The sequence below is a fragment of the Nocardiopsis sp. NPDC055824 genome (assembly GCF_053616335.1).
In genome coordinates, this window is sequence record NZ_JBSHDN010000063.1 from 1 (window position 1) to 26,155 (window position 26,155).

Annotated in this window: 20 protein-coding genes; 9 read left to right on the top strand and 11 right to left on the bottom strand. The window is 72.2% G+C overall.

The window, feature by feature from the left end:
* Positions 1–393 precede the first annotated feature (393 nt).
* Both ACWGL3_RS15030 and ACWGL3_RS15035 read right to left on the bottom strand, forming a co-directional pair.
* Positions 394–750, bottom strand: a complete 357-nt coding sequence (locus ACWGL3_RS15030; RefSeq protein ID WP_267950606.1) for a hypothetical protein — start codon at positions 748–750, stop codon at positions 394–396.
* Positions 747–1,523: a ParA family protein gene (locus tag ACWGL3_RS15035; protein WP_267950607.1), complete on the bottom strand. Its 777-nt coding sequence runs from the start codon at positions 1,521–1,523 to the stop codon at positions 747–749. Before ACWGL3_RS15035 ends, ACWGL3_RS15030 begins: the two co-directional genes overlap by 4 nt.
* A gap of 212 nt (positions 1,524–1,735) precedes the next feature.
* On the opposite strand from ACWGL3_RS15035, the gene mobF (ACWGL3_RS15040) reads away from it, so the two are divergent.
* The 4 genes from mobF (ACWGL3_RS15040) (at position 1,736) to ACWGL3_RS15055 (ending at position 8,436) form a co-directional block, all read left to right on the top strand.
* Positions 1,736–5,536 (top strand): MobF family relaxase, encoded by a 3,801-nt coding sequence (mobF, locus tag ACWGL3_RS15040; RefSeq protein ID WP_452461419.1) that lies wholly within the window; start codon positions 1,736–1,738, stop codon positions 5,534–5,536.
* Positions 5,537–5,958: 422 nt separating this feature from the next.
* Positions 5,959–7,116 (top strand): ParA family protein, encoded by a 1,158-nt coding sequence (locus ACWGL3_RS15045; RefSeq protein WP_267950609.1) that lies wholly within the window; start codon positions 5,959–5,961, stop codon positions 7,114–7,116.
* Positions 7,113–8,072: a ParB/RepB/Spo0J family partition protein gene (locus ACWGL3_RS15050; protein WP_267950610.1), complete on the top strand. Its 960-nt coding sequence runs from the start codon at positions 7,113–7,115 to the stop codon at positions 8,070–8,072. Before ACWGL3_RS15045 ends, ACWGL3_RS15050 begins: the two co-directional genes overlap by 4 nt.
* A gap of 91 nt (positions 8,073–8,163) precedes the next feature.
* The gene (locus ACWGL3_RS15055) at positions 8,164–8,436 is read left to right on the top strand and encodes a hypothetical protein (protein WP_267950611.1); all 273 of its coding nucleotides are present in this window, start codon (positions 8,164–8,166) and stop codon (positions 8,434–8,436) included.
* 699 nt (positions 8,437–9,135) lie between these two features.
* Here ACWGL3_RS15055 and ACWGL3_RS15060 read toward each other — a convergent pair.
* Positions 9,136–9,429 carry a hypothetical protein gene (locus tag ACWGL3_RS15060; RefSeq protein WP_452461420.1) on the bottom strand — a complete coding sequence of 98 codons (294 nt, stop codon included), beginning with the start codon at positions 9,427–9,429 and terminating at the stop codon, positions 9,136–9,138.
* 861 nt (positions 9,430–10,290) lie between these two features.
* The gene (locus ACWGL3_RS15065; RefSeq protein WP_452461421.1) at positions 10,291–11,757 is read right to left on the bottom strand and encodes a DUF2637 domain-containing protein; all 1,467 of its coding nucleotides are present in this window, start codon (positions 11,755–11,757) and stop codon (positions 10,291–10,293) included.
* Between the two features lie 144 nt (positions 11,758–11,901).
* On the opposite strand from ACWGL3_RS15065, the gene ACWGL3_RS15070 reads away from it, so the two are divergent.
* From ACWGL3_RS15070 to ACWGL3_RS15080, 3 genes are all read left to right on the top strand, one after another.
* On the top strand, positions 11,902–12,282 hold the full coding sequence (locus ACWGL3_RS15070) for a hypothetical protein (protein ID WP_267950614.1): 381 nt from the start codon (positions 11,902–11,904) through the stop codon (positions 12,280–12,282).
* Positions 12,279–13,601 (top strand): relaxase/mobilization nuclease domain-containing protein, encoded by a 1,323-nt coding sequence (locus tag ACWGL3_RS15075; RefSeq protein WP_267950615.1) that lies wholly within the window; start codon positions 12,279–12,281, stop codon positions 13,599–13,601. The genes ACWGL3_RS15070 and ACWGL3_RS15075 overlap by 4 nt, the downstream gene beginning before the upstream one ends.
* 154 nt (positions 13,602–13,755) lie before the next feature.
* The gene (locus ACWGL3_RS15080) at positions 13,756–14,061 is read left to right on the top strand and encodes a hypothetical protein (protein WP_267950616.1); all 306 of its coding nucleotides are present in this window, start codon (positions 13,756–13,758) and stop codon (positions 14,059–14,061) included.
* Between the two features lie 29 nt (positions 14,062–14,090).
* Here the strand turns inward: ACWGL3_RS15080 and mobF (ACWGL3_RS15085) are convergent, their stop codons facing one another.
* The 5 genes from mobF (ACWGL3_RS15085) to ACWGL3_RS15105 all read right to left on the bottom strand — a co-directional run bounded on the left by mobF (ACWGL3_RS15085) (position 14,091) and on the right by ACWGL3_RS15105 (position 19,604).
* On the bottom strand, positions 14,091–17,249 hold the full coding sequence (gene mobF, locus ACWGL3_RS15085) for a MobF family relaxase (protein WP_267950617.1): 3,159 nt from the start codon (positions 17,247–17,249) through the stop codon (positions 14,091–14,093).
* A 293-nt stretch (positions 17,250–17,542) separates the two neighbouring features.
* The gene (locus ACWGL3_RS15090) at positions 17,543–18,040 is read right to left on the bottom strand and encodes a hypothetical protein (protein WP_267950618.1); all 498 of its coding nucleotides are present in this window, start codon (positions 18,038–18,040) and stop codon (positions 17,543–17,545) included.
* A 139-nt stretch (positions 18,041–18,179) separates the two neighbouring features.
* Entirely contained in the window at positions 18,180–18,317 is a 138-nt protein-coding gene (locus tag ACWGL3_RS15095) for a hypothetical protein (RefSeq protein ID WP_267950619.1), read from the bottom strand.
* Between the two features lie 876 nt (positions 18,318–19,193).
* The gene (locus tag ACWGL3_RS15100) at positions 19,194–19,343 is read right to left on the bottom strand and encodes a hypothetical protein (protein ID WP_267950620.1); all 150 of its coding nucleotides are present in this window, start codon (positions 19,341–19,343) and stop codon (positions 19,194–19,196) included.
* Positions 19,344–19,466: 123 nt separating this feature from the next.
* Complete coding sequence (locus ACWGL3_RS15105) at positions 19,467–19,604, bottom strand: hypothetical protein (protein ID WP_452461422.1); 138 nt, start codon at positions 19,602–19,604, stop codon at positions 19,467–19,469.
* A gap of 1,287 nt (positions 19,605–20,891) precedes the next feature.
* Here ACWGL3_RS15105 and ACWGL3_RS15110 point away from each other — a divergent pair.
* The gene (locus tag ACWGL3_RS15110) at positions 20,892–21,722 is read left to right on the top strand and encodes a hypothetical protein (protein ID WP_452461423.1); all 831 of its coding nucleotides are present in this window, start codon (positions 20,892–20,894) and stop codon (positions 21,720–21,722) included.
* Positions 21,723–21,925: 203 nt separating this feature from the next.
* Here ACWGL3_RS15110 and ACWGL3_RS15115 read toward each other — a convergent pair whose 3' ends face one another.
* Both ACWGL3_RS15115 and ACWGL3_RS15120 read right to left on the bottom strand, forming a co-directional pair.
* On the bottom strand, positions 21,926–23,287 hold the full coding sequence (locus ACWGL3_RS15115; RefSeq protein ID WP_452461424.1) for a replicative DNA helicase: 1,362 nt from the start codon (positions 23,285–23,287) through the stop codon (positions 21,926–21,928).
* On the bottom strand, positions 23,284–24,402 hold the full coding sequence (locus ACWGL3_RS15120; protein WP_452461425.1) for a hypothetical protein: 1,119 nt from the start codon (positions 24,400–24,402) through the stop codon (positions 23,284–23,286). The genes ACWGL3_RS15115 and ACWGL3_RS15120 overlap by 4 nt, the downstream gene beginning before the upstream one ends.
* 483 nt (positions 24,403–24,885) lie before the next feature.
* Between ACWGL3_RS15120 and ACWGL3_RS15125 the strand changes: the two genes are divergently transcribed.
* Positions 24,886–26,127: a helix-turn-helix domain-containing protein gene (locus ACWGL3_RS15125; protein WP_452461426.1), complete on the top strand. Its 1,242-nt coding sequence runs from the start codon at positions 24,886–24,888 to the stop codon at positions 26,125–26,127.
* Positions 26,128–26,155 lie beyond the last annotated feature (28 nt).

A 26,155-nucleotide genomic window follows, 5' to 3' on the forward strand; every position in this document is an offset into this window, starting at 1 on the left:
CGTCACGACGACGACAATGTCGTCGCCATGACGACGCGTCCGGGGGGTGCTGTGACGACATTGTCATCACAGCGACGACACCGCTGGCCACCGTGGCCAACCCGCTCCGGACGCGAGGGCGGTGTCCGGCCGTGGCCACAAGTTCAGTACTGAACCTTTGGCCATGTCCGGCGCGGTGGCCAAACCGCCCCGGACACACCTCGACGAGGGGCCGCGCGAGGCGGTCATGTCCGGTGCAGGCTGGCCAGCGATCCGGCCATGGCCAACCCCGTGTCCGCCAGTGGCCACGGCGCGGCGGCCATGTCCAAAGAGATGTCCACACCCCCACGAACAGCAGTGATACGCGTATCACTCGTGCTACCTCTCGCACGGGTGCGAGGCGTAGCACGGGTATCACGTCTTCTTGGACAGCTGCTTCTCCACCCGGGGCGCGGCGGCCACGGCCGCCCGGAAAAGCGCGGACACGACCTCGTGCTTCGGTGTCCGGGTGGCGTGGTGGATGTCGTCCACGACCCTGGCCAGCTCCTCCGCCGCCTCCGCGCTGGCGTACCAGCTGCGCCGCGTCATCTCCGTGGCCGCGGGTGCTTTCGGCTCAGGCCGGGCCGGGGGAGCGGCCTTGGCCACGGGTGCCGGCGCTTCCTTCTCCTCCTGGCCGTGCTCGCCCTGGCGCATGGCGGTCATCTTGCCCCAGTCGTCGGTGAGCCCGACCATGTCCGGGACGGAAGAGGCCTTCTTCTTCGCCGCGCTCATGCGCGCACCGCCTTGGCCAGGTCGCGGAACCAGCCGGCCACCTCGGAGTCGGGCGCGTACTCGGTCACGGGCACCTTCGCCCTCCAGGCCTCCCGCACTTCCTTGCGCTTGCGGATCTCGCCGATCACGGGCGGGCTCCCCAGATTCCGGAACGCCTCCAGGACGCTGGTGACCATGGTGCCGTCGCGCACGTCGAACCGGGAGGGGAGCAGGCCCAGGACGTCGATGTCCACGTCCATGACCTGGCTCAGGGTGCCGATCTGGCGCAGCAGCAGCCGCAGCGCCTTGATGGAGGAGTCCTCCGCCTCCACCGGGACGATGAGTCCGCCGCGGCGTCCGGGGCGGCGCCGGGCCGCGATGAGCGCGGCGTCGGTGGTGGCGCCCAGGGAGGGCGGGCAGTCGATGAGGCACACGTCGTAGTCGTCCTCCAGATGCTGCAGGACGTTCTTGAGCCGGTGCTCGCGGCCGCTGGACATGTACAGGCCGCGGTCGAGCAGGAACATGTCCAGCGCGGTCGGCAGCACGTGCAAGTTGTCGCGGTAGGCGACCACGAGGTCGCGGGGGTGGCCCTCGTACTCGCCCAGGATGGCCTGGGACAGGGTCGCGTCCTCGGGGGACTCGGGCACGCCGAGCGCGTCGGTCAGGTGGCCCTGGGGGTCGAGGTCGACCAGGAGCACGCGTTCGCCGGCGTCGGCCAGGGCGCCGCCCAGGCCGATGGTCGAGGCCGTCTTGCCGACCCCGCCCTTCTGGTTGATCAGGTTGTAAATGTCCATCCCGCGAGCGTAGACCTCGCACGTCTCGCACACATAGCACCCGTGCGACACGTAGCACGGGTAGCACACGTGCTACGTCTCGCACACGTGCTACGAGTGCTACGCGTGCGAGGCATATCACTCCAGGTCACGAACATGTACGCAGGTATCTCTGGCGAGATACGCGGCCCCTGCGGGGCCTCAGAACTGCTGAGGGGGTGGTTCGGGTGGCGATGGCGACGCCGATCCACGACGCCTCCCAGGGTGATTACCGTTTCGCTCAGCAGTGCGGGGCCGACGCCGTCACCGCTGAGAACGTGGCCGTGGCCTACCGGCTCGACGGGGCCGACCGCCCGATCGAGCGTGTCGGCGGCGGGTGGTCCGAGTTCGGGATCGAGGCCGGCACCGTCCTGGAGGATGCGGCCGACGTCGAGGCGATGCGCGAGCTGCTGGCCGGGCGCGACCCGCACTCCGGGGAACAGCTCGTGCGCCCGAAAGTCGCCGTCGCGCCCGAGGCCCAACTCCCGGCCGCCGCGTTCGTGGAGGCGCTGGAGGCGGCGGCCGCCAAACGCGGCCTCTCCCTGGCGGAGCTGGTGGCGGCCGACCCGTGGTCGGTCAAGCGGGTGGGCCGCCTGGAGCGGGGACTGCTGCGCGACGGCGAGCACCACCGCGCCCCCGTCGCGGACCTGTCCCGGGTGGCGGCCGCGGCCGGGATCGACCCCCGCCGCGTCTACGGCCTGCCCCAGTGGAAGGCGGCGTGGGACCAGCGCGAGGCGCGGGTGCGGACCGGCGTCATGGGCTACGACGTGACGTTCGACCGGCCCAAGGGCATCAGCGTCCTGCAGGGCCTGGCCGATCCGGTGGTGGCCGCGCGGATGGAGGAGATCCACCTCGAAGCGGTCCGCGAGTCCGTGGCCGCCCTGCAGGGGTGGGCCGGGTACGGGATGGCCGGGCACCACGGCGACGGCCGGCGGGCCCAGCGCGTGGACACCAGCGGGTTCGTGGCCACGATGACGGTGCACCGCACCGCCCGGCCGGTCGACGGCTCCCCGGGGGACCCGCACCTGCACACCCACGTGATGGTCGCGAACATGGCCCGCTGCTCCGACGGCAAGTGGCGCACGATCGCGGCCGGGGGCCGGGACCTGATGCGGCACGTCCCGGCGGTGGGGGAGCTGTACCGGGCGCTGGAACGGAACAAGCTCCGCGAGGAGCTGGGCGTGCAGTTCGAGCGCGACGCCGTGACGGGCCGGTGGGACGTCGTCGGCGTCCCCGACACCCTGAAGCGGACCTTCTCGCGGCGCCAGCAGCAGATCCTCGCCGTGACCGGCCAGGGCGCCACCCCGGCGCAGAGCCGGACGGCGGGGCGGGCCACCGCCCGGGGCAAGGTCGCCTCCACCCCCGCCTCCGAGCGCCAGTCGTGGCACGAGCGCGCCCTGGAGGCCGGGCACACCCCGGCGCAGGTCGTCGCCGCCGCGCTGGGGCGCGAACCCGGAGGCCCCGCGGCGGGGCCGGCGCCGGGCGGCCCGGACCAGGGGCCGCCGAACCTGGATGCGCTGATCACGGCGGTGTGGGACCCCGAGCACGGGGTGACCGCCCATGCCAAGACCGTCACGCGGGCGAAGGTGCTGGCGCACGTGGCCGGGGCGCTCGGGGCCGGTCTGCCCTCCGTGGCGTTCCTGGAGGCGGTGACCGACCGCGTCCTGGCGGACGCGCGGGCGGTGGCGCTGCCCGAGGGCGGGCCCGCCCACATGACCAACGCCGGCCGGTACACCTCCGCCGACCTCGTGGCGGCGGAGGAGACCATCACCGCCTCCGCCGAGTGGCGCCTCCGGGACTTCTCCGGCCACGTGCACCTGAAGACGTCCATACGCGCGGAGCGGGAGTGGGAGCGCAAGAAGGGGTTCCGGCTCTCGGCCGAGCAGCGCGAGGTCGTGCACCGGCTGACCTTCGTCCCGCACGGCATCGACACGGTCGTGGGCGTGGCCGGGGCGGGCAAGACCACGATCATGTCGGCGACCAGGGCGATCTGGGAGTCGGCCGGGCACAAGGTCGAGGGCGCGGCCACCTCGGCCGTGGCCGCCGCGGGCTTGCGGGCGGAGGCCGGGATCGACTCGGGGACCGTGGCCTCCCTCCTGCGCCGCATCGAGACCGGGCGCGGCCTGGACGGCGTCGGCGTCCTGGTCCTGGACGAGGCCGCCACGGTCGACGACCGCGCCCTGGCCGCGATCGTCACCGAGGCCGCCCGGACCAAGACCAAGATCGTCGCGATCGGGGACCCGATGCAGGCGCGCGCGGTGGGCGCCGGCGGCGCGTTCGCCCGCGTGCACGAGATCGTCGAGGGCCTGGTCCTGACCGAGAACCGGAGGCAGCGCGGCAAGGTGGACCGCAAGGCCTTGGAGACCTGGCGTGCGGGGGCCCGGCGCTCCGCCCTGGCCCTGTGGGGCGAGAACGGCATGGTCCACGCGGCCGTCGACGGCGACGCCGCCCACCGCCAGATCGCCGCGTCCTGGGCCGGCGACCGGGCCCGGCACGCCGATGCGCACGAGGCCGTCGAGCGCCTGGCCGTGCTCGCCGCCACCAACGCCGACGTCGACGCCCTCAACGTGAAGCTGCGGGCGGCCGCCCGGACCGGCGGGCACCTGGCGGAGCGGGACGTGTCCTTCCACCTGGCGGGCGGACGCACCCTGGACCTGGCGGCCGGGGACCAGGTCCGGGTGCGGCAGAACGACTACCGCTCCCGGCGCGAGGAGGGCCCGGACGTGCTGAACGGGTTCCGCGGCATCGTCGTCGAGGCCGACGCCCGCCGCGGCGTCCACGTCGAGTGGCGCTCGCAGGGGCGCACCGAACGGGCGTGGATGAGCCCGGACCAGGTCAGCGCGGGTGCGCTCTCGCACGGGTACGCCATCACCGTGGCGTCCGCGCAGGGGCTGACCGTGGACCGGGCGCACGTGTACGGGCTCGGCGCGGACGCCCACGCCCTCTACCCCGCCATGAGCCGCGCCCGGGAGCGGGTGGACCTGTACCTGCCCGCCTGCATCGAACCCAGAGAGGTCCGGGCCCGGCTCGGCCAGGCGCGCACGGCGGAGGAGGCGCTGCACCGCACCCTGTCCGCCTACGCCGACACGTTGACGGACGGCCCCGAGGGCATGGTCAGCGACGAGCTGGCCGGCGGCCGCCGCGTCCGCGAAGAGCGGGAGCGGGCCGTGGCCGCCCGCGCTGAGGCCGCCGTCCGCGAAGAGCGGGCGGTTACCCCGTGGGAGCCGCTCACCAAGCAGGACGCGCTCGCCGGACGCGGTCCGGCCAGCCAGCACGCCCAGGCCGAGATCGACGCCCTGAAGGCGCGCGCGGCCGAACTCGACCAGGTCGTGCCCGACCTCCACGAGAAGGCCGAGGACGCCCGCGAACGCGCCCAGAAGGGCCACATCGCGCTGCTGCTGTTCGAGGGCACCACCAAGGCCGCGGCAGACGCCGAGCGCACCGCCGCCCGCGAGCAGGTCACCGCCACCCTGAACGAGCGCGAGGGGTTCCGCCACCAGGCCGAGAAGCTGCGCCAGGACGCGATCCGCGCCGACCTGCGCCAGGTCAAGGCCGACCAGGAGCGCCAGCACCGCGAGGACCTGGTGCGCTACCTCGACAAGAACGCCCACACCGTGGACGTGACCCGCCAGGAGCTGCGCGGCATGGACGAGCGCGGCCTCTCCCGGGTGCGCAACCGCCAGGGCATCCAGGCCGCCGCCCCCGTCAGGGACCGGGACCGCGCGCACCGCGTCGAGGTCCCGCCGGCGCCTCCCGAGCCCTCACGGGTCGCCCAGATCGAGGAGATGACCCGCGCGGCCGACGCCGCCGAGTACCACCAGCGCATGGTCTGGCAGATCGAGGAGGAGGACGCCGAGCTCCGCCGCCGCGAGGAGCAGGAGCGCGACCTCCACCGCCAGGAGCTCGAACGCCAGCAGCGCGAGGCCCTGGAGCGCGCCCAGCGCGAGAGGGCCTACCGGGCCCCGGAGCGCTCCGGCCCCGAACTCGGCCTGTAGGCGGCCGGGCGCAACGAGGCGTTGCGCCCATGGCGGGTGCCTGGTGGTACCCGGGGGCCAGCCCCCGGGACCCCCGGTTCCACGCGGGGACCTGGCGCCCATCTGACGCGCGTCCCCTCTGTCGCGGGCGCCAGAACCCCGCGCGGGCCAAAACCGTGGCGAACGCCGGCACCGTGACCGGCTTCTCCCCGGCCTCGCTGGCCGTCGTCGCCGTGGTCTGGGCCTGCCGGTGCCCCACCGAGCGCCTCGCCGAGAACCCCGACCAGAACGGAGGAACCCGCCGGGGCACGGCACCGTCGGCCCCGGTTTTTACGCGGTAAAAGAGGGCGGCCGGAGCGGGCCCGGTTTTACCGGGTAAAAGATCGCGGCACGCACGGCGAAGAGCTTCGCCCAGCTCAACGGGCGTTAGTAAGGTAACGCCCATGGCATCATCAACCTCCGGCGAGAGGGAGAAGGTCACCTCCAAGCTGCCCGGACCGCTCCGGGCCCGCGTGAAGGTCCGCGCCGCCGAGCACCGGATCGACATGCAGGACGTGGTGGCCCAAGCGCTCCAGGCCTGGCAGCAGGCCGGCCCGCGGCCCGTCGCGGACACCTCCGGGGCCCCGCCGTTCAGCACCTGGCTGGCGCCGGGGGTCTACGACACCTTCAAGGCGCACTGCGCCCAGCGCAGGGTCTCCTACATCCAGGGCCTGGCCCAGGCCCTGGAGCTCTGGCTCGCCGACCACCCTTCCCCACAGGAGGAGCACGTGGCAACACCGCATCCCCGCCGCAGGATCCTGGCCAACCAGAAGGGCGGCGTGGGCAAGACCGCCCTGTCCGCCGGGGTGGGGCAGGCCTACGCCGAAGGCCTCGAGTACGGCGGCCCCGCCCAGCGCGTGCTCCTGGTCGACTTCGACCCCCAGGGCCACCTGACCGCCCAGTTCGGTGTCGACAACCTGGCCCTGGGCAGCGACAGCCTGGTCAAGCACATGACCGGCGAGGCCCACGGGGACCTGGCCGACCTCGTCGTGCCCATCGCCGACGAGCGCTTCGCCGACCGGCTGCACCTGCTGCCCGCGTGCGCCGACGGGTTCGTCCTGGACGTGAAGCTCTCCACGATCCGCGCCCGCGAGGCCGCCCTGGAGCGGGCCCTGGAACCGCTGGAGTCCGCCTTCGACGTCATCGTGGTCGACTGCCCGCCCAGCCTCGGGCTGGCCATGGACAGCGCCATCTACTACGGGCGCCGCCGCCCCGAGGAGAAGCCCGGCGCCTCCGGGGTGGTGATCCCGGTGCAGGCCGAGGACTCCAGCGCCGACGCCTACACCCTGCTGACCGGCCAGATCGAGGACCTGCGCCAGGACATGCGCCTGGAGGTCGACTACCTGGGGCTGGTGGTCAACATGTACGACAGCCGCCGCGGGTACATCGCCACCTCCTCCCTGCAGGCCTGGGAGGAGATCGGCGACCCGGCGGTGATCGCCGTGGTGCCCGACCGCAAGGAGCAGCGCGAGGCGGTGCGCAGCAAGCAGGGCCTGCTCGTCTACGACCCCAAGTCCGACCAGGCCGCCGCCATGCGCAAGATCGCGGGGATCCTGGCATGAGCAAGGCCGACAAGCTGGGCCGCTCGGCCTCCTTCGGCGCCGCGGGCCGCGCCACCAGCGCCCGCCGCCAACTCATCTCCCAGGCCGCCGGGGAGGCCCCCGCGGACCCGGCCCGGGTGCCCCTGGCACACCTGGCCGGCAACCCCGAGAACCCGCGCGAGAGCCTGGGCGACCTCTCCGAGCTCGCCAACAGCCTGACCGAGCACGGGCTGCTGCAACCGCTGCACGTCATCCCCCGCCGCGCCTACGTGCAGGCCCACCCCGAGCACGAGGCGGCGGTGGCCGAGGCCGTGTTCGTCGTCATCAACGGCAACCGCCGCCTGGCCGCCGCACACCGGGCCGGCCTGGAAACCGTGGCGGTGCACGTGCGCACCCCCCGCGGCCAACAGGACGACGACGAGGTCGCCCTGCGCGCCGCGGTGCTGGCCGAGAACATCCACCGCCAGGACCTGCACCCCCTGGAGGAGGCCCGCGAGATCGCCAAGCTCCTCGACCGCGGGGTGAACCGGTCCCAGGCGGCCACACTGCTGGGCAAGTCCAACGGGTGGGTCACCCAGCGCCTCATTCTGCTGGAGCTGCACCCGGATCTGCAGCAGGCCCTCAAGGACGGGCACCTGAAGCTGGCCCAGGCCCGGGAACTGGGCAAACTCCCGCCCCAGGAACAGCTGGCCGCCCGCCGCCAGCAGCAGGAGGAGTTTTACGCGGTAAAACCCGCCGCCCTTGCCACCCCGCAGCCGCCGGCGGCCCCCGACCGGGCCGCACCCGCGGCGGCGAAGAACCCCCCGCGCCGCGCCGACCGGCCCGAGGGGGTACCGCGGCCCGGTGAGCAGCTGACGCTGGACCTGTCCTGGGACGAGCCCGAGGCCCTGGCCGGGCAGGTCTACAAGGAGCTGTCCTCGGGGCTGGGGCCCGACGAACTCCAGCGGTTCGCCCAGGCGTTCCTGGACCGGCTCTGACCCGGGACGGGCACACACCGAACCCGCAGGCCCCGCAAGGGCGGCTGCGCTACGGTCGACCGAGGAGCGGCGAGCACGAGGGGCGAACACCATGGGGCAGCGGCGCGCGGGCATGGGCCAGAGCGGGCTGGGGTCGGCCCGCACCCGGATCAGGCAGAGCCTGCCCACCAAGGTGGAGTTGGTCGACGACCTGCTCGCGCCGGGCTCGGTGCCGCCGCTGCTGACGCTGGAGGAGGCCCACGACGTGCTGCTGGTCCTGGAGGCCGCGGCGGACGCCGCTCCCCACACGCCGACGGCCGAGCGGGTCTCGGCCCTGGCGGACCGGCTGCGGGTGCGCCTGCACGAGGCGGCACGCCAGGCCTAGCGTCCGGCGGGTGTCTGTGCGGGGTGGGGTTGACGCAGGGCCTCGTGTCCAGGGGACCGGCCACGCCCCCTGCGGTGTCCCGTTGCCTGGAGGGGGTCGGGGCGGCGCCTCGCGGGCGCACCGCTCACGGGGCGGTCCTCTCCGCCCTGTGTTTTACGCGGTAAAACCCGTCGAGCTGTACAGCCCCTCTCTTGGACCTTCCCGGGCCCTCGGTGAGGGGCTGGGGTTTTACCGCGTAAAACCCGCGGACGCCGCCTGGCGGTCACCGCGCCCTCCCTCGGGTGGCCGCCCCCGGTCATGGCCGAGTCGCACCCTGGCCACGGTGGCCACGCCTCGTGGCCACCGGCGGGCTCTGGCCATCGTGGCCAAGGGGTGGCCACGAGACGGGCTTCGCCCTCCGCCACACGTTCTGGTGGCCACCGTGTCCCGACCTCGAGGACGGGCGTGGCCACGGCGCTGGCCATGCCTGGCCACCGTTGTCCACGCGTGGCCAAGGCCGTGGCCACGGTGTCCGGCACCACGCCCCGGGGAGCGCGGGGCACGGGGTGAGGCCGCAGGGTTTTACGCGGTAAAACCCACGAGCCCCTCTACCCAGGGGGTGGGGCCGCCCGCCACGACAAGCGGGTCTGTGCGGCGCCCTGCACCGTGGTCGTCCCAGCCCTCAGGCCGCGGCTCTCGAGAGTGGGCGGGTCTGTCAGCTCAGTCTCCGAGGAACCACAGGTACAGGTGTTCTCCGTCCAGGACTCGGTGCCCCAGGTCCAGCAACTCGCGCGCGAACTCGTCGCTGAGCACGCCCGGCGGCAGGCGCGGTACCTCTCCCAGCAGGGTGGACACCTGGCGGCTGTTGAACACGGTGTCCGCGTACGGCAGCAGGTGCCCCAGTATCGCGAACACCGACTGGTCCAGGCCGGCCAGCTCCGGCCCCCAGACCAGACCGTGCTCGGCGCGAGCCTGGATGGTGCCGTCCTCGCCACGGACCTGGAGATGGATCACGGCCCGACCCTAGAGCTCTGGAAGCCGACGTGCGGGCCCTGGCGCCTCCCGGCCATGGGTGGCCACCGTCCTTGGCCACGCATGGCCGGCGCCACCGGAGGGCTCTGGCCACCGTGGCCACGGGGCGGCCGCGCTCCGGGCTGCCCCCTGCGCCGGGCACGTTCCGGTGGCACCGTTGGCCAGGCTCCGCGGACACCGCGTCCGGGGCGGGTGGCCACGCGTGGACCGCGTTGGCCCGGCTTGGCCAACGCGGTGGACACGGTGTCCGGCGGTGGCCAAGGAGGGGCGCGGGGGGTTCTCGCGTGGGTGGGACGCACTGGGTGCGCCAGTGGGTCGAGGACGCCCTCGGAAGAGGGTGTCTGGTCCAGGACGAGGAGACGGGGACGCCACCAGGGTCGAACTCGGGGTGGCCCCGGTGCTGTGTCCGTCGTCCCCGCCCGGGCGTCACGCTGCGCACCCACCTGCGGTTCTCCTGGTCAGCGGCCGGGGGGTCGGGAGGCTCGACGGGTTTTACCGCGTAAAACTCCGCGTCCGCCAGCGAGTGGGAGAGGTGCCCTGAACCGGGCACACGGTGCGCTGCAGGGGTTTGTCCATGCGTGGCCAAGGCCGTTGGCCACGCATGGACATGTCGTGGACACCGCCTCCGGCACCGGCCGCGTCCGGTTGCGGGGAGGCGGTGCGTCGGTCGGCGCCGGAGGGTTTTACGCGGTAAAACCGGCGCGCTCCGGATGGTCGTGGCCACCGTGGCCACGGGGTGGTGCGGCGGGGGTTGGCCACCCTCCGCACCACCGCGCCCGGGCGGGCGCCGGCCCCGGCACGGAGCCCGTCTCAGGCACCGGCGCCGGGGTGTGTCCGGGGCGGTCAGTGCGGGGTGTCCACCAGCGGGCGCTGCGGGGCCAGCTCGCTGCGGTAGCGGCGCGCGGTGCGCGGGGAGGCGTGGATGCGCTCGGCGATCTCGGAGTCGGTGATCTCGGGGCGGGTCTGCAGCAACTCCCGCACGCGTTCGCGCTTTTGCTCAGGTGAGAGCAGTTCCGGCACGCTCTCCTGCTCCACCGCGGGCTCTGGTTCGGCGGCCGCCGCCGGCTCGCTGGGCGCCTCGGCCGCGGGCTGTTCCTGGGGCGGGGCGCTCTGGAACACCGGCCCTTCCCGGGTCCAGTAGGGGGCGGGCACGGTCTCAGGGACCGGTGCGGGCACCTCCTGCGGGGGGTGCGCCTCGGAGCCGGTGGCCACCTCGGCCACGGCCGTGTCCGGGGCGGGGGAGGGAGTGGCCACGGTGGTGTCCACCGTGTCCGCCTCCTCCTGGCCATCGTCAGGAACGGGGTCGGGCGCGGGCTGTTCGGCCGCGCCCTCCAGGGCGGGCGCCGGCTCCTGCTGGCCACCTTCGTGGCCACCCTGGACAGCGTGGCCAACCCCCTGGCCAACCTCGTGGCCACCCTGGCCGGGTTGGCCGCCGGTGTTGGCCAGGGCCGTGACCTCTTCGGCGGTCATGGCCACCGTGGCCGCGGTCATGGCCCGGGTCAGGGCGAAGGCGGTGTCGAGCTCGTACCCGTTGTCGAGCATCCACCGCAGATGCCGCGGGGTGTGCCGGCGCCAGGTGAGCCCGTGCTGCTCGCGCAGCATCGCGTAGGCCAGCTGCCGGCGCTGCTCGTGCTCCAGCGCCCGCGGGTAGGAGGTGATGCCCCACCCCAGCATCAGCCGGGCCACCTTCAGCGTCGAGACCGGATGGGCGACCCACCGCCCCACGGGGATGCGGTCCGCGGCCTGGCCGTGCGCCAGACCCGCCAGGTGCCGGATCCACGCCGCCACCCCCTCCGCGATCAGGATGATCACGATCGGCGGACCCGCGTGCCCCAGGTAGGAGGCCGTGGACCCGTCCCCCTGGCTCACGTTCAAGATGATCGTGATGGCCGAGAGCGCATAGGCCGCCCACCGGTTCAGCGCGTGCCGGCGCCCCTGCCACTCCATGAGCAGGTCCATCGCCAGGAAGTAGACGATCACCGCGTCGATCCCCACCGGGAACAGGAACCGCAGGTCACCGCCGTTGAGCGCGTACAGCTGGGTGTCGGCCAGCCACGTGGCCGCCTCGTACAGCGCCGCATAGCTCATGGTGAACGCCACCAGGATCAGCGCCAGCGCCACCACCGCGATCACCACGGTCGCCACCAGGTAGCCCCCGTGCAGGGACACCGCCCCCGCACGCCCCGGACCCGGAACCGGCCGCGGCCTGTGCGAGGCCGCACGGCGCATCCCCCACACCGCCACCCCCGTCACGACCAGCGCCGCAACACACACCAGCCACCAGGACGAGGCGGACAGCAAATCGGACATCGGTCTCTCCCAAATCACCAGGAACCCGGACGAGTGTGTCAGAAGCTTCGGATGCGCCCCTGGTTTTCGACCCGCGTTCGCCCCCGCCGCCCGCATCGGCCATCATCACCAGGCAACGCCACACCACCCAGGGAGGAGCCGGCCGTGGAGGAAACAGCCCAGCACCGGCGCGGCAACCGCAGGACCGGCATCCGCCGCGACAACTACGTCAAACTCAGCCTCAGCGACGACGAGCACGCCCTGCTGCTCCAGGCCGCCAAGGACCAGGCCATGACCCTGAGCGGGTTCGCCGCCCACGCCGCCCTGGGCGTGGCCCGCCAGACCCTGGCCACCTCGCCCGACGACCGCCAGATGATGGTGGCCCTCAACGACGCCGTCATCGCCCTGGAACACCTGAGCGCGGACCTGCGCACCCTCGCCGGCCCCGACCCCGACCGGGTCCGGGCCCTGCTCGAGCGCGCCGCGGCCGCGGTGGAGACCCTCGAGGACGCCGGCGAGGCGATTGTGGAACACTCCCGACAATGATCGCCAAGGTGATGCGCGGCCAGGACACCCTCGGACTGCTCAAGTACCTCTACGGGCCCGGAAGCGCCAACGAGCACACCGACCCCCACCAGGTCGCCGCCTGGCGCACCCTGGGCGTACCCGACCCCGGCCGCGCCCCCGGGGCCGACCTGGGCGTGCTGGCCCGGCGCCTGGACCGCTTCGTGCGCCCCCAGGTGCGCCGCCACGTATGGCACTGCGCGATCCGCGTGGCCCCCACCGACCGCCCCCTGAGCGAGCCCGAGTGGGAACAGGTCGCCCGCCGCCTCGCCGCCGCCGGCGGCGTGGCCCCCCTGGGCGACGAACGCGCCTGCCGGTGGGTGGCCGTGCGCCACGACGGCCCCCAGAGCCACCACATCCACCTGCTCGCCACCCTGGCCCGCCAGGACGACACCAACCCCGACATCCACAACGACGCCCTGCGCCTGCGCCAGGAGTGCCGCCTGCTGGAGGCCGAGCTGGGGCTGCGCCCCACCAGCGCCGCCGACCGCACCTCCGCCCCCTCCCCCACCCGCGGTGAGACCGAGAAGGCCCGGCGCCAGGGCCGGGGACGGCCCTCGCGCGCCCTCCTGGAGCGCCTGGCCCGCCGCGCGGCCGCCGCCGCACGCACCGAGGAGGAGTTCCTCACCGCCCTGGACACGGGCGGGGCGCTGCTGCGCCTGCGCCAGAGCGCCGCCGGGGCCGTGAGCGGGTACTCCCTGGCCCTGCCCGGGGACGTGGCCCCCGACGGCCGGCCGGTGTGGTTCTCCGGCGGCTCCCTGGCCCCGGACCTGTCCCTGCCCCGGGTGCGGGCCCGCTTCGCCGACACACCCCCAGCCCCGGCCCCGGTGCACGCTCAGGGCCCCTGGGCCGGGCTCGCCCACGCCGTGCGCGCCCAGGGACAGCTGTGGGGGCCCTGGGGGGCCGGAGCGCGCGCGGCGGGCCTCGCGGCCCTGTCCGATGCGCTCACCCTGGCCGCGGCCGCCGCACCGGCCGCGGTGGCCGCAGCTTTGGAAGCGGCCGAGCGGGACTGGGACCACGCGGGGCGCCCGCCGGTGCGCGCCTCGGCCACCGTCGCGGCCGCCCGGCTGCGCGAGGCGGCCCGCGCCCTGGCCGCCGCACAGCCGCAGGCCCTGCGCGACGAGCAGGCCTGCCGCACCGCGGTCCGGGAGATGGCCTCAATGGCTGCGCAGGCCGCCCACTGGTACCGGGACCGGGGCTGGGGTCCCCAGGAAAGGGCCGCCGACCTGGCACGGCAACATCTGGCGGCGGCAGCAGGCGTCAGCGAGGGCGAAGACAACACCTTTACCTTGACGGTGTAAAGCTCAAGCTCGGGTTCCCACCCGGCCAAGCCCCGCTGACACCCGCCTGTCCCGGCACCACCACACCGGTGACCGCTTTTGGCCACCCACCCACACCCACCGGACCCCTTCAGTACTGTCCCAGGGCACCAGCCCCCGACAGCGAGGAGCCCCCATGGCCAGCTCCGGCGTGTGCCCGGTCTGCGAACGCAGGGTCCGCAAACGCAAGAACTCCGACCTGCGCGTCCTCCACTACATCAACGAGACCGCGCTGTTCAGCTACACCCTCAAGAAGTGCCGGGGATCGGACCCCCACGGCACCAGGCCCGGCCGGGCCACGATCCAGGACGCCAAGAAGACCGGGATCCGCTGCCAGGCCTGCAACAAGCGCGTACCCCAGACCAAGGACTTCCGCCCCACCAAGCACCTGGACGCCCAAGGGCACGAGTGCGCCGGCTGGCGGGACAACCGCAAGAGCTGACCGACCCCGGCGGCCCCGGCCGCCGGACCCTACGTGGCCCGCCCGCCCCTGCGCCCCGGACCGCTCCCGCGCCGGTTGACCGGCCCCGCCGTACCCTTGCGGGCGGCGAACTTGCCCAGCGCCTTGTCCACGCTCACCGGCGCGTCGATCCCCCCGCGCCCCGGACCCACGTTCGGACGCTGACGGGGCGCGCCCTGCGCCGGCTCGGACCGGGCACCGTCCAGCTCGTCGATGACCAGCCCCTCGCTGCGCACCTCCAGCGTGCGCGCGTACGCGCTGACGCACGCCTCCACCACGTCCTTGTCGTTGCGCGCACCCGCCAGCCGCTCCCGCAGCTTGGGATCCTGCAACGCCTCCGAGGCCAGGTACAGATCCGCGCGCTTGCGTGAGCGCGTCATCGCCGGATACAGCGAATGGGCGTCCGCCCCGATCCCGTACACGTGCACACGCGCGCACGTCAGCCCCTGAGCGGCCGCGATCGTCATCGCATACCCGTGGCTCAGGTCGCCCCGCCCGATCGCCTCAGGGCTGATCCAGGCGCTGTGCACACGCCCCCGGCGGCGCCACTCCACCCGCGCCCCGCGCCGGGCGTCCACCTCGGCCACCACCCCGCGGAACCCGTTGAGGACGTCCTCGCCCTCACCGCGCCGGGACCGGTAGTCGTTGCGGCGCACCCGCACCACGTCCCCGGCCGCCAAGGCCAGCCGCTCCCCGCCCCGTAGCGCGAAACCGACCTCCTCGCCCTGCAGGTGCCCCCCGGCCCGGGCCAGCGACCGCAGGCGGTGGTTGAGCTCGTCCACGTCCCCGTTGCGGGCCGCCAGCACCAGCACGTCCTCCACGCCCTGGAACCGGTCCCCGATCCCCTGGCGGTCCCCCCACCAGGCCTGGGCGATGGCCTCGTGCGCCTGGTGGGCGCGCTCGGCGGCGTGCACCCGCCCCGCACGCCCCCACACCGACAACGCGACCTCGCGCCCCTCCTCCAGCCACGCCGCCAGCGCCTGCTGGTCCACCGCATCGCTCTGCCGGCGGTTGTGCGTCAACGTGTCGCCCTTGACCAGGGTGTGCACCGCCGCGAACGTGCCCCCCACCCCGATCGCCCGAAGCTGCTTGGGGTCGCCGATGCCCACGACCTTGGTGCCGGTGCGCTCGGCCTCGGCCACCAGCACCGCCATGTCCAGGTCGTTGACCATCGCGGCCTCGTCCACCACCAGCACGTCCACACCCTCAAGGCCCGGCCCGGACCCGATGCGCTGCAGCCAGGTCGCCACGGTGCTCGAGGCGATCCCCGACTCCGCCTGCAGGTTGGAGGCGGCCACCGCCGCCACCGCGGCGCCCTCGACCCTGTACCCGGCCTCCACCCAGCCGGTGTTGACCGCGCTCATCAGCGTCGTCTTACCGGCCCCCGCCACACCCCGCACCACGTCCAGGCCATGGCCCGCACCCATCAGCCGCCCAGCCACCCGCCGCTGCTCCGCCGACAACGCGAACCCGCGCTCGGCCTCGAACGCGCGCAGCACCGCCACCGCCTGGGGGCGCTCCACCACCGCCACGCCCTGGCCCAGGCGCCGCTCCGCGGACCCGACGATCGTGCGCTCGGCCTCCACGATCCGCCGCGAGCTCACCCGGTCGGCGTTGGACAGGTGCGCCCCCTCGCTGGTGGGCATCGCCACCGCCTCATCCGAGGCCATCACCGCGTCGGTCAGCACCTCCAGCTCCGAGAGCCGGCCCACCCCGCCCGGCAGCGCGGCCGCCACCGCGGCCATCACCTGCGCCCGGCTGGCCACCTTGCGCTGGGAGGTCACCCCCGTCTGCGGATCCCAGACCGTGGCGACCAGCTCCTCCAACGACGGCCGGAAGGCCTCAGGCCCCCCAGCGCCCGCCCCGGGCAGGGCGCCCGCCACCACCGCATCCACGTCGAAGTCCGCGGCCTCGGCACGCGCCCGCCAGGCCTGGCGGGCCGTGCCGGTCTCGCTCAACGGGTTCTTGGCCTCGGCCAGCACCCGCCCTGCGGCCTGCTTGTGCTCCCGGGAGGCCTCCTCACCCACCAGCGCGTTGATCTGCCGTGCCCGGGAGCTGAACACCCCGCGCAGCGCCGCATCGAACCCGGCGATCTCCCACTCGCCCGTACGCTCGTCCTGCTCCCACACCGCCCCCAGGCGGCGCGTCAGCTTCTCGCGCATCCGCGCCTTGGCCAGCTCACCCGCGACCGCCACATGCCGGTGCAGGTCACGCCCGCCCGCCGCCAAGGTCCGCCACTTGCCATCGGCGCACTGGACCATGTTCGGGATCATCACGTGCGCGTGGATGTGCGGATCACCCATCTGCCCCTGCACCGGCCGCGCCGAGCGGTGCAGCGTGATCGAGGCAGCGAACCCGATCGCCTCCACCCGCTGGGCCCGCTCGCCGTCACCGTGGTGCCCGCTCAACCCGTAGGCGACCCACCCCTCCACGTCGGCCACGGTCTCGCGCACCGACTCCAGGTAGATCTCCTCGACCTGCGCAGCCGTCTTCTCATCACTCAAAGCGAAGGCCAAGGACACGCTCTTGGGCATGTTCAGCACCAGGTCATAGCCCCGGTTGCCCACCCGCACACGATCATCGCCATGGGCGCGGGCCCGCTCCAGATCAGAGGCCTCCCACACCCGGCCCGGGTCCACACCCGCGGCCTCGGCGATCGCCTCCAGCTCCGCCACCGGCGCCCGGTGCCCCTGCCCGTCACGCACCAGCCCCTTCTCCAGGCGGGCGAACCGGGCGGCCAGACGCGGCGAGTCCAACAGCGCCTGCGGCTCCATGTGCGCGGCCTCGGCCACCGCACGCACCGCCTCCACCAACGGGGCGGCCTCGAGCTTGGCCCGCGCATCCACCGCCATCTTCGCCTTGACCAGCTGCTCGCCGGTGCGCGGATCGCGCCCGGCCATCACCTGGCGCATCGACTCCAGCGCGGCCTCGTCACCCAGGGGGGTGCCGGCCCGCTCACCGAACGCCGCCCACCCCGACCCGACCCGCTCCACCGCGCGCGCGGCCCCGTACAGCCGGTAGTCCTCCGCCGCCCGGGCAGTCTCCTCACCGTGGGCGTGCTCCGGGGAGTCCTCGGCGTGGGTGTGGGCGGCCTGGTCGCAACCGCACTGGCTCTGCAGCCGGTAGTCGACCTGGGAAGCGTCCGGGCCCAGCGTCGTCACCCACGCCACGCGCAACCCCCTGGTGGTCCAGCAAGTTCTCCGCGCGCTCAACCCGCCTCAGATCAGGAGGGGCCGGGAGCGCGCCTACGGCGACTAGGACGCACATCAAAACCCCCTGGTTCGCACCAATCACCCACAAAACAGCCCGCGCACCCGCCTTTTCGGGGCCAGGAAGGGCGCCCCGCAGGGCAGGGGCGGCCCCACCTGGGCGAAGACCCCCGCCAGGAGCACAGCAGGGCAGGAGGGCCCGGCAGGGGAAGGAGCGGAAGGCCAGGGTGCGCGGGCGAGGAACCCACAGGCCCTCATGAGCCCGGCCCCTCCTGCTTCCACGGCAGCGGCGGACGCCGCTTGTCCGAGCCCGCCCCCCGCCCGGGCCGGCTGTTCCACATCAACAGCAGGTCCCGCGCGAAGAACCGCGCCCGCGGATACCACCGCCGGCCGTCCACCGTGTCGGGCAGCGTGTCCGGCCGGTCGTCCTTGATCTGCGACACGCTGCGCCCGTCCACACCGATCAGCTTCGCGAACCCGCCCAGCGTCACCTCCCGGTCCAAGTCCTCCGCGGCCAGCTCCACCGGCTCGGGCCGGCGCGGCCGGAACGGCTCGAGCTTGGCCGGGTCGTACAGGGCGCTGCCCCCGCCCCCGCCCTTGGCGCTCACCCCCCGCCGGGGCTGCTCCGGCGCCGGGAAGTCCGCATAGGCCCGCGGCATCACGTGCACCGCGTAGCCGTGGCTGTATCCCACCAGCGCCGCCCACTCCTTCAGCGTCACCCACTCCTCCGCGGGACTCTCGTGCTCGGGCACCGACACCGCCTCCTCATCACCTTGCTCGGCTCGCACAGACCGCACATCCAACCACGACACACCTACACCGGTTTCGTGTGATACCTGCGCTCTCACCCTTCTTGGGGGGCGGGGGCGCGGGTCCGGCGGTGGGTGGGGCTCAGTTGCTCCCGCTCTTGCGGCGGCGGAGCGGCTTGCCGTCGCGGAAGTTCCGCGAGTTCTCCTGGATGCCCCGGCGGAGCTTCGTGGTCCCCTTCTTGATCTCCGCGCGGAGCTGCTTCGGCGTCTTCTCACCCATGGCGGGTTCCTCCTCGTGTGGTTCCTGCTCGGGCTGGCCTACCGGTCGGCGGGGCGGGGGCCCTGCGGGCCCTGGGGCTTCGGGGGGTTCTTGGGCGGGTCCGTCACCATGCGGCTCACCTCCTCTCGGCTCTCTGTGGAGTTCTCAAGCAACGGTGGTCCTTGGTGGTGCGGGGGGTGGGGCACCCGCCGTAGCGGGTACCCCGGTCGCGCTTGCGGGCTACAGGCCCGGGACGGGCTTCGGCTCGGCCGGGGGACGCGGGCGGGGGGTCGGGAAGGGGTACGGGGTGCTGCTCAGCGTCGCGGTCATTCGCGTTCACCTCTCACTGTATGTTCTACCCTATCCGGTGGTCGGCAAACCACCGAACCGAACTTTCCTGCGGGTCGCCAGATCCCTGCGCGCACCCCACCCACCGCCGGACCCGCGCCCCCGCCCCCCAAGAAGAACGAAGGAGCACCCCGAACAACACCCCGACCAGCACAAACAACGCAACCGCACACAATAAAAATAAAGCCTGACCAAAAAGGTCACCCTAAGCTATAACTCGCTCTTCACTTCCATAACCAGGGGTTATTGCGGCCGACACACAACCAGACCGCCAGCACTCTCCACCGCCCAAGCCCTAGACGCAGCTCGGGGCGCCCGCTCGACCAAGCCCCCGCCCAGCACCAGTACCGCCGCGGCACCCCTCGCCCTGGCCGCACACCCCACCCGCGCAACCCCCATCCCCCGCCCGGCCGAACCCACCATGGCCGACCACCAGGCCGCCACGCCCATGGATTCATCGCTGTGATACCTGCGCTCTCACCCTTCTTGCGGGCGGGGCGCGGCTCCGGCGGGGGCCACCCACCGGCGGCCAGTGGCCCCCGGTCCCGCTTAGTACATCGGCGTGTTGAGCGGGAGCGTCCTGCCCGGCGCGAAGCCGAACGGGAAGGGGTTCCCGGGCGACGGGGGGGCGGTCGTCCCGTCCGGGTCCGGCTGGCCGTTCCCGGGGTGGACGATGACCACGATGATCAGGACGTACATGCGCTGCCTCCTGGGCTCTCTGTGGAGTTCTCAAACAACGGTGGTGCTGGGGGGTGGGGGGTGGGGGGTGGGGGGTGGGGCGCCCGCCCTGGCGGGCGCCCCAGTGGTGCTAGGTGGTGCGGTCTAGCACTTGCCGCTGTGCGGGCTCTTGCCGCAGCCCTTGGGGCACTTGCAGGCGCAGCTGTTCACTTCCTGGCCGCACTTCCCCGGGCACTTGACCCGGACGTTGTCGCCGATGCTGCCTCGGTTGCGCTTGAACACGTCTACCCTCACTATATGTTTTACCCTTTCCGGGGGTCGGTAAACCACCGGACCGAACTTTCCTGCGGATCGCTAGATCCCTGCGCGCACATCAGCCCCCGCCGGAGCCGCGCCCCGCCCGCAAGAAGCCCTCACCCGACCGCCAGCCGCCAGCCGCCACCAGTGCAAACACCTCAACCACGCACAAAAAAACTGAAGACGACCTAAAAAGGTCACCCTCAGCTATAACTTGCTCTTCGCTTTCCCAGCAGGGGTTGCTCCGGCCGTGCACAGCGAAGCCGCCGGCACCCACCCCCACCCAGGCCTGGACCGCCCCTGGTCACGAACAACCCCCACTGCGCACTAGAGCCAGGACGTCACGCACGCGCATCAGCTGTGAGATACCTGCGCTCTCACCCTTCTTGGGGGGCGGGGGCGCGGGTCCGGCGGTGGGTGGGGCACCGGGGGCTTCCCCGGTGCCCCCGCGCTCACTTCCTCTTGGGGTGGGGCGTCTGGGTCGGGCGGGGCGTGTTGATCGTCCCGTCCTCGTCCGGCTCGCCGTCCTGGGAGTTGCGAACGATGATCGTGGGGTTCATGTGGTGGCCTCCTGGCTCTCTGTGGAGTTCTCAAACAACCGTCGTGCGGGTGATGCGGGGCGGGGTGCCCGGGGTGCGAGCACCCCACCCCTTCACTGTATGTTCTACCCTTTTCCGGGAGGGTTGAAACCCCCGACCTTCCCTACCGCGCGGCCACGGTCCGGCTGATGCTCACCGGCTCAGCCGCCACACACCGGGTCTTCTTGCTCTTGCCCGTGCACGACGCCGCGCCCGTCGCGATCACCACCGCGACCATGCCAGCCGCAACAGCGGCCTTGAAACGCCTGGACCTTGCCTTCATGGGGTGCCTCCCGACTCGTTCCTGCGGATCGCCAGATCCCTGCGCGCACCCCACCCACCGCCGGACCCGCGCCCCCGCCCCCCAAGAAGCACCAACCCGCACCCCCAACGGCCGCCACCAGCACAAACACCGCACCCGCGCGCGAAAAACAACGAAGCTCCCGAAAAGGAACTCTTGTCTATAACTTGCTACTGATCATGAGTGGCTGAGGGGGTTCGTCGAAACGCCCCGAGAGCTCTCCGGCTCGGGGATAGCGTGCCTGCGTGGACACCGCCTCTTCCCTCCCGCGCCGGCTCGTCGTCGAGTCGGCCGACTCGACGGGGTGGCGGTCAGGGACGGCGTCCGAATCCGGCGCTGGTCGTCGACAACCCCGGGAGGCAACCTGGTGGCCCCAAACACCGTCATAGCGGTGTGACCCCCACCCTGATCCTGCGAGGCCGTGGCACCACGGCCCACCTCGAAGGCCGCTCCCTCCTGCTGGAGCAGAACGGCACCCACCGACGCATTCCGATGCGGGCGATCCAGGAGGTACGGGCGGCCGGGGCCAGGGGCGACACGGCCGAGATCGAACTGACCAGCGCCGGAGGCGATCCCACCGTCTTCGTAGTGACCCGGTCCTCACCGGCGGCCGTGGCAGCCTTCGTCTCCGCGGTGACCTCGGTACTGCCCGAGCAGCGCACCCCTCGCGACGGCATCGAGCTGGTGAGCGAGGTGACGCCCGAGGCTCCGGCATGGCACCGGTTCCTGACACGGCACTCCGGAACGGTCGCGGCCGCCGCGTGCGCACTGATCCTCTGGGCCGCCCTCGTGGTCTACATCGCCACGACAGGAGAGCCCGGCCAGTGGCTCATGCCGCTCTTCGGGGCGCTGATCCTGCTTGCCGCGGGACGCTATCTGCAACTGGCCGGCGGCATCATGCATGACCACTGGTCCACCCGCCGTCACGGCATCACGGTCGCCGCGACCTCCGCAGGACGCACCAGCGCCAACAAGGAGATCTGGCGGTTCACCGACGCACAGGGCCGGGAACGCACCTACGTCGGCAGCGGCAAGACCATCAGTCACGAGCCGCGCAGGATCGAGGTGCGCTACGACCCACGCCACCCCGACAAGCTGTACGCACCTCAACCGGCGCTCGTGTACGTGGTGGTCGGGGTCGTGGTGACCCCCATGCTGGCGGGTCTCCTCGCCCTGGGGCTGTGGCTGACCCTCTGGCAGCTCCTCGACGTGCTCATGGGCTGACCCGGACCGGGTCGTGCCGCGAGGAGGCCCGGGCCCACTTCTGTGGCGGGGCGGGCATGCGGGCAGAGCCGGGGCCAGATGAAGGCGGCGTCGCGGTCAGCTTCGAAACGCTTGGACCTTGCTCGAACACATCCACCGATCGGGGCGGAAATGGGGGAGGCCCCACACCGGATGCTGGTGCGGGGCCGTCGTCAGGGGGCAAATCAGCCCGTGGGCATGTCCCGAAAGCGCTGGTAGTGCAGCTGGTGGGACAGCAGCACTGTTCCTCCGGCCGGGCCCTCCCGGTTTTTGGCCACCACCAGGTCCACCTCGCCGGCCCGCTCGTGCTCGGGCTGGCCGCGGTCGGGGCGGTGCACGATCAGCACGCTGCCCGAGTCCTCCTCGATCGATCCCGAGTCCTTCAGGTCCGCCGAGGTGGGCACCGGGTCGGCCCGGTGCTCGGGGCCCCGGTTGATCTGGCACACCGCGACCACGGCGATGTGGTGGTCGCGGGCGATCTCCTTGAGCCCCCAGGTGAACCTGCTGACCTCCTGGGCGCGGGTCTCGACCCGCGCACTCGAAGTCATCCGTCCGATGTGGTCCACGATCACCAGCTTGGGTAGAGCACCTCGCCGCTCCAGGGAGCGGATGCGGGCCCGGATTTTGGCGACCGTGCATGCCGAGGGGGTCGAGATGTGCAGGGGGGCGCCGGCCACCCGCTGGCGGGCGGCGGTCAGGTCCTCCCACTGGCGGTCGGTGAACGCCTTCTTCTTGAACGCGCTGTAGGGGATGCGCCCCTCGGCGGCGTAGATGCGGTTGAGCATCATCATCCGGTCCATCTCCAGCGACACGTACAGCACGGTGTGCCCCTGGACTATGGCGGCGTGGCGGGCGAAGTCGGTGGCGCACACGCTCTTGCCGACCCCGGTGCGGCCCGCGATCGTGGTCAGCTCCCCCGGCGTCAGGGACGGCATGATCTCGGCCAGTTCCGTGTACGGGGGCACCACCAGCTCAGCGGGATCGTGCGGAGTGGACAGGTAGTCCCAGTACTCGGCGTCCTCGCCGATGGCGGCGGTGTCGTCGGCGTCGCGGGTCTGGGGGAAGGCGGCGCGCTCCATCTCCTCGGTAGCGCGGGTGGCGATGTCCTCCAGGTCGCCCTCGGCGGTCCGGGCCATCTGGGCGGCGTGGATCCCCGCGGTCATGATGCGGCGCAGCCGGGCCTGGTCCGCGACGATCTTGGCGTAGAAGCCCGCGTTCGCGGCGGTCGGGATCGCCTCGGTCAGGGTGTGCAGGTACAGGGCCCCGCCCACCCGCACCGACTCGCCGCGCCTGGTCAGCTCGGCGTTGACCGCAATCGCATCGTGGGGCTCTCCCCTGTCGGCCAGGGCGCACACCGCCTCGAAGATGACCTGGTGCGCGGGCCGGTAGAAGTCCAGGGTCGAGACCAGCTCCTGGACCTGGCCGACGGTGTCCGGTCCGCTGATAAGCACCCCGCCCAGGACGGACTGCTCGGCACCGATGTCGTGGGGAACCCGATCGCCCTCGGACTCGGGGGCGCCGTGGCGCGGGTCCAGGGCTGCGGTCATCGGGCGGCCTCCAGCCCCAGCAGGTCCACCAGGTCGGGCCGGGCCTCGGGCCCTTCCTTTTCGAGCAGGTCCATCAGGTCGCGGCGGGCGGCTTCGCCCTCATCGCGCAATTCCTGTGCGCACAGGCGGCAGGGCAGGGACGGCTGGCTGTGCAGGGAGCACCCGCCTCCCCGGCCGACAGGGACCCCTGGGCGGGCCTGAGGCGCACGCTGACGGCGCAGCGACCACAGCTGCTGGCCCAGGTCGTCATTCTTGGCCATGGAGCGAATGAGTCCGCTCAGGGTGTGCTTGACCTTCGGGCGGATGATCTCCACCAGTGCGGCGGCTTCGTCCTCGGTCGCATCGGTCAGCGACTGGATAAGGGTCACCGAAGCGGCCCCGCTTGTCGGTGCCGAAGGCATCTCTTCCTCTTCCTCCCTCTTGCCCTGGGCGCTCTGTGGGGGAGGTGAGGAGGAGGAAGAAGAGGGAGAAGACAAAGAAGAAGACAAGGGTGGTCCGTCTTCTTGCAGGTCACGCTGCGTATCCAGGTTAGATTTCTGACCAGCCTGGTCAGATTTCTGACCAGCCTGGTCAGATTTCTGACCAGCCTGGTCAGATTTCTGACCAGCCTGGTCAGGGGTACTCTCGGGCCAGGTGGCCGCGATGTCGAGGCCGGTCGGACCGAACCTTGGACTGTCACCCTCCGTGATGATCGCCAGGGCGTCGTGACTGTTGCGGGCGTAGCCGCACTCGTGGCGGGGGTAGCGCCAGATCGACATCGAGATCCCGTGCAGCTGAGCCTTCTCCCCGCTGGAGAATGTCAGCTGGCCACCATCGGGGTCGGTGATCTGGCCCAGGGCCGCCAAGGCGCGCAGCAGTCGGAGCAGACCGCTGCTGGAGATGGTCTTCGGAGCCTTCCCGAGGTCGACCGCGCCGACGTAGATCATCTTCTGCAGGGCCGCCGGGGCGAGCTTACGGACCTGGGTGTACTCCAGGGTGAGGTTGGTCAACACCCGCAGCAGGGTCTTCTCGGAGTGGCCCATATGGGGGCAGGAGTCCACCCACTGCAGGGCCCGGCCCGCGTAGTAGCCATCACCCTCGCTACGCGGTGCGTGCAGGCTCATCGGCTCGCTCACAGGGAGCCTCCCGTGGAGGTCGCCGGAGCGGTCGGGGGCGTCGTATTCACGTGGCATCGCCTTCTAGGGCGACACCGCGACGGGACTCACGTGTGCTCCGTCGCTCCAGATGGGTACGATGGAGTCATAGCGTGTAGGTGTGAGTTTGTCGTCGCAGCGTCGACCAGATCATCTACGGAGGCGGGGGACCGGCGGCAACCGGACCCCGCCTTTTGCTTTGGGGTAATGGTCTTGACTCTAGAGGTCGTAACGTTCGTACGGTGCACGCGTCTCGTACGAGGCTGCGAGAACCCTGGTGATTCTTGCCCGCGGTGCACGGCTGGGTGAGTCGGTTGTACACCAAGGTGATGTCGTTCCCGGAGTTGTGCCACGGCCGGCGAAGACCCTTGAGGCCTTCAGGGGCAGGAGACCGACACTCCTGACACGAGGAGGGCCTCGCCCTACGCTGAGGAGCGTGACCAACTCAGGAAGGCGAGGCCAGATATGCCCGAGCCTGCCCCCGCGCCCGACGACACAGGACTCGCCTTCGGGCAGCGGCTGAAGATCCAGCGGACACGGCGCGGTATGACCCGCGACGTTCTCGCCGGGCTCGTCGGTAAGTCCGGTTCGTGGGTGAAAGCTGTGGAGACTGGACGCCTCCAGACACCCAAGCTCTCGCTACTGCTACGTCTTGCTGAGGCCCTGCGTATGCGCGACCTTGCGCAACTCACCGGTGACCAGTCCATGCCCACCAGCCTGTTCACCGGTCCCGGCCACGCACGGCTACCCGCTGTGCGCTCCGCCCTCAACGCGATGCCCGCGCTCACCAGTCGCTCCGCGTCTCCTGTGGCGCACCTGCGCGCACGACTCGATCGAGCCTGGGCGACGAGGCACAGCAGCCCCCATCACCGAGAGGTCCTCGGACAGCTCCTCCCCGCTCTGATCGAGGACTCCCAGTTGGCCGCCCACCAGACCGACTCCCGTGCTGAGCGCCGCGCGGCACAAGCCGTACTTGCCGAGGTCTACGCGCTCTCGCAGTTCTTCATCGCCTACCAACCTGCACAAGACCTGCTCTGGCGGGTTACCGAGCGTGGCATGGTCGCCGCTCAGGACTCCGGAGACCTGCACGCGATCGGTGTCGCGGCTTGGCTCATGGCCCAAGCACACAGGGATTCCGGAGACTGGGACGCCGCAGATGCGGTCACCTCGCAAACCCTGGAACTGCTGGACCGACATGCGGACGGAACAACCACCCCCGTCGCGGCGATCCGCGGTGCTCTGCTGTTCGAGGGCGGCTACACCGCCGCGCGGCGCGGCGAGATCGGGACTGCGTGGGGACGATGGGATGCCGCTAACTCTGTCGCCGAACGGCTTCCCGCCATGTACTACCACCCGGTCACCAGCTTCTCGCGGGCCATTATGGGCGCTCACGCGGTCACGATCGCCGTGGAGTTGCGTGCGGGGGGGGAATCGGTCCGGCAAGCCGACCGTGCTGTGTCGTTGGCGATCCCGTCACGGCCGAGGCGGGCGCGGCATGAGATCGAGCAGGCCCGTGCCTACTACCTCGACGCACAGCCAGATGTTGCTCTCTCGGTCCTGGAGGTGGCGAACGAAGCTGCTCCAGAGACCATTCGCTACAACGGGTACGCACGCCGGATCGTTCTGGAGGAGCTGGACGAGCGGGACGGGCGTCGCCAGTGGCGAGCGTCTGAACTGGCCGACAAGATGGGACTGCTAACCGGGTGAGTCAGGGGGCACATTCTGTGCCCTCCCC

Coding starts and splice junctions, on each gene's coding strand:
- ACWGL3_RS15030 (WP_267950606.1), bottom strand. CDS start 750: ATGAGCGCGGCGAAGAAGAAGGCCTCTTCCGTCCCGGACATGGTCGGG.
- ACWGL3_RS15035 (WP_267950607.1), bottom strand. CDS start 1,523: ATGGACATTTACAACCTGATCAACCAGAAGGGCGGGGTCGGCAAGACG.
- mobF (WP_452461419.1), top strand. CDS start 1,736: ATGGCGACGCCGATCCACGACGCCTCCCAGGGTGATTACCGTTTCGCT.
- ACWGL3_RS15045 (WP_267950609.1), top strand. CDS start 5,959: ATGGCATCATCAACCTCCGGCGAGAGGGAGAAGGTCACCTCCAAGCTG.
- ACWGL3_RS15050 (WP_267950610.1), top strand. CDS start 7,113: ATGAGCAAGGCCGACAAGCTGGGCCGCTCGGCCTCCTTCGGCGCCGCG.
- ACWGL3_RS15055 (WP_267950611.1), top strand. CDS start 8,164: ATGGGGCAGCGGCGCGCGGGCATGGGCCAGAGCGGGCTGGGGTCGGCC.
- ACWGL3_RS15065 (WP_452461421.1), bottom strand. CDS start 11,757: ATGTCCGATTTGCTGTCCGCCTCGTCCTGGTGGCTGGTGTGTGTTGCG.
- ACWGL3_RS15075 (WP_267950615.1), top strand. CDS start 12,279: ATGATCGCCAAGGTGATGCGCGGCCAGGACACCCTCGGACTGCTCAAG.
- ACWGL3_RS15080 (WP_267950616.1), top strand. CDS start 13,756: ATGGCCAGCTCCGGCGTGTGCCCGGTCTGCGAACGCAGGGTCCGCAAA.
- ACWGL3_RS15095 (WP_267950619.1), bottom strand. CDS start 18,317: ATGGGTGAGAAGACGCCGAAGCAGCTCCGCGCGGAGATCAAGAAGGGG.
- ACWGL3_RS15100 (WP_267950620.1), bottom strand. CDS start 19,343: ATGTACGTCCTGATCATCGTGGTCATCGTCCACCCCGGGAACGGCCAG.
- ACWGL3_RS15115 (WP_452461424.1), bottom strand. CDS start 23,287: ATGACCGCAGCCCTGGACCCGCGCCACGGCGCCCCCGAGTCCGAGGGC.
- ACWGL3_RS15125 (WP_452461426.1), top strand. CDS start 24,886: ATGCCCGAGCCTGCCCCCGCGCCCGACGACACAGGACTCGCCTTCGGG.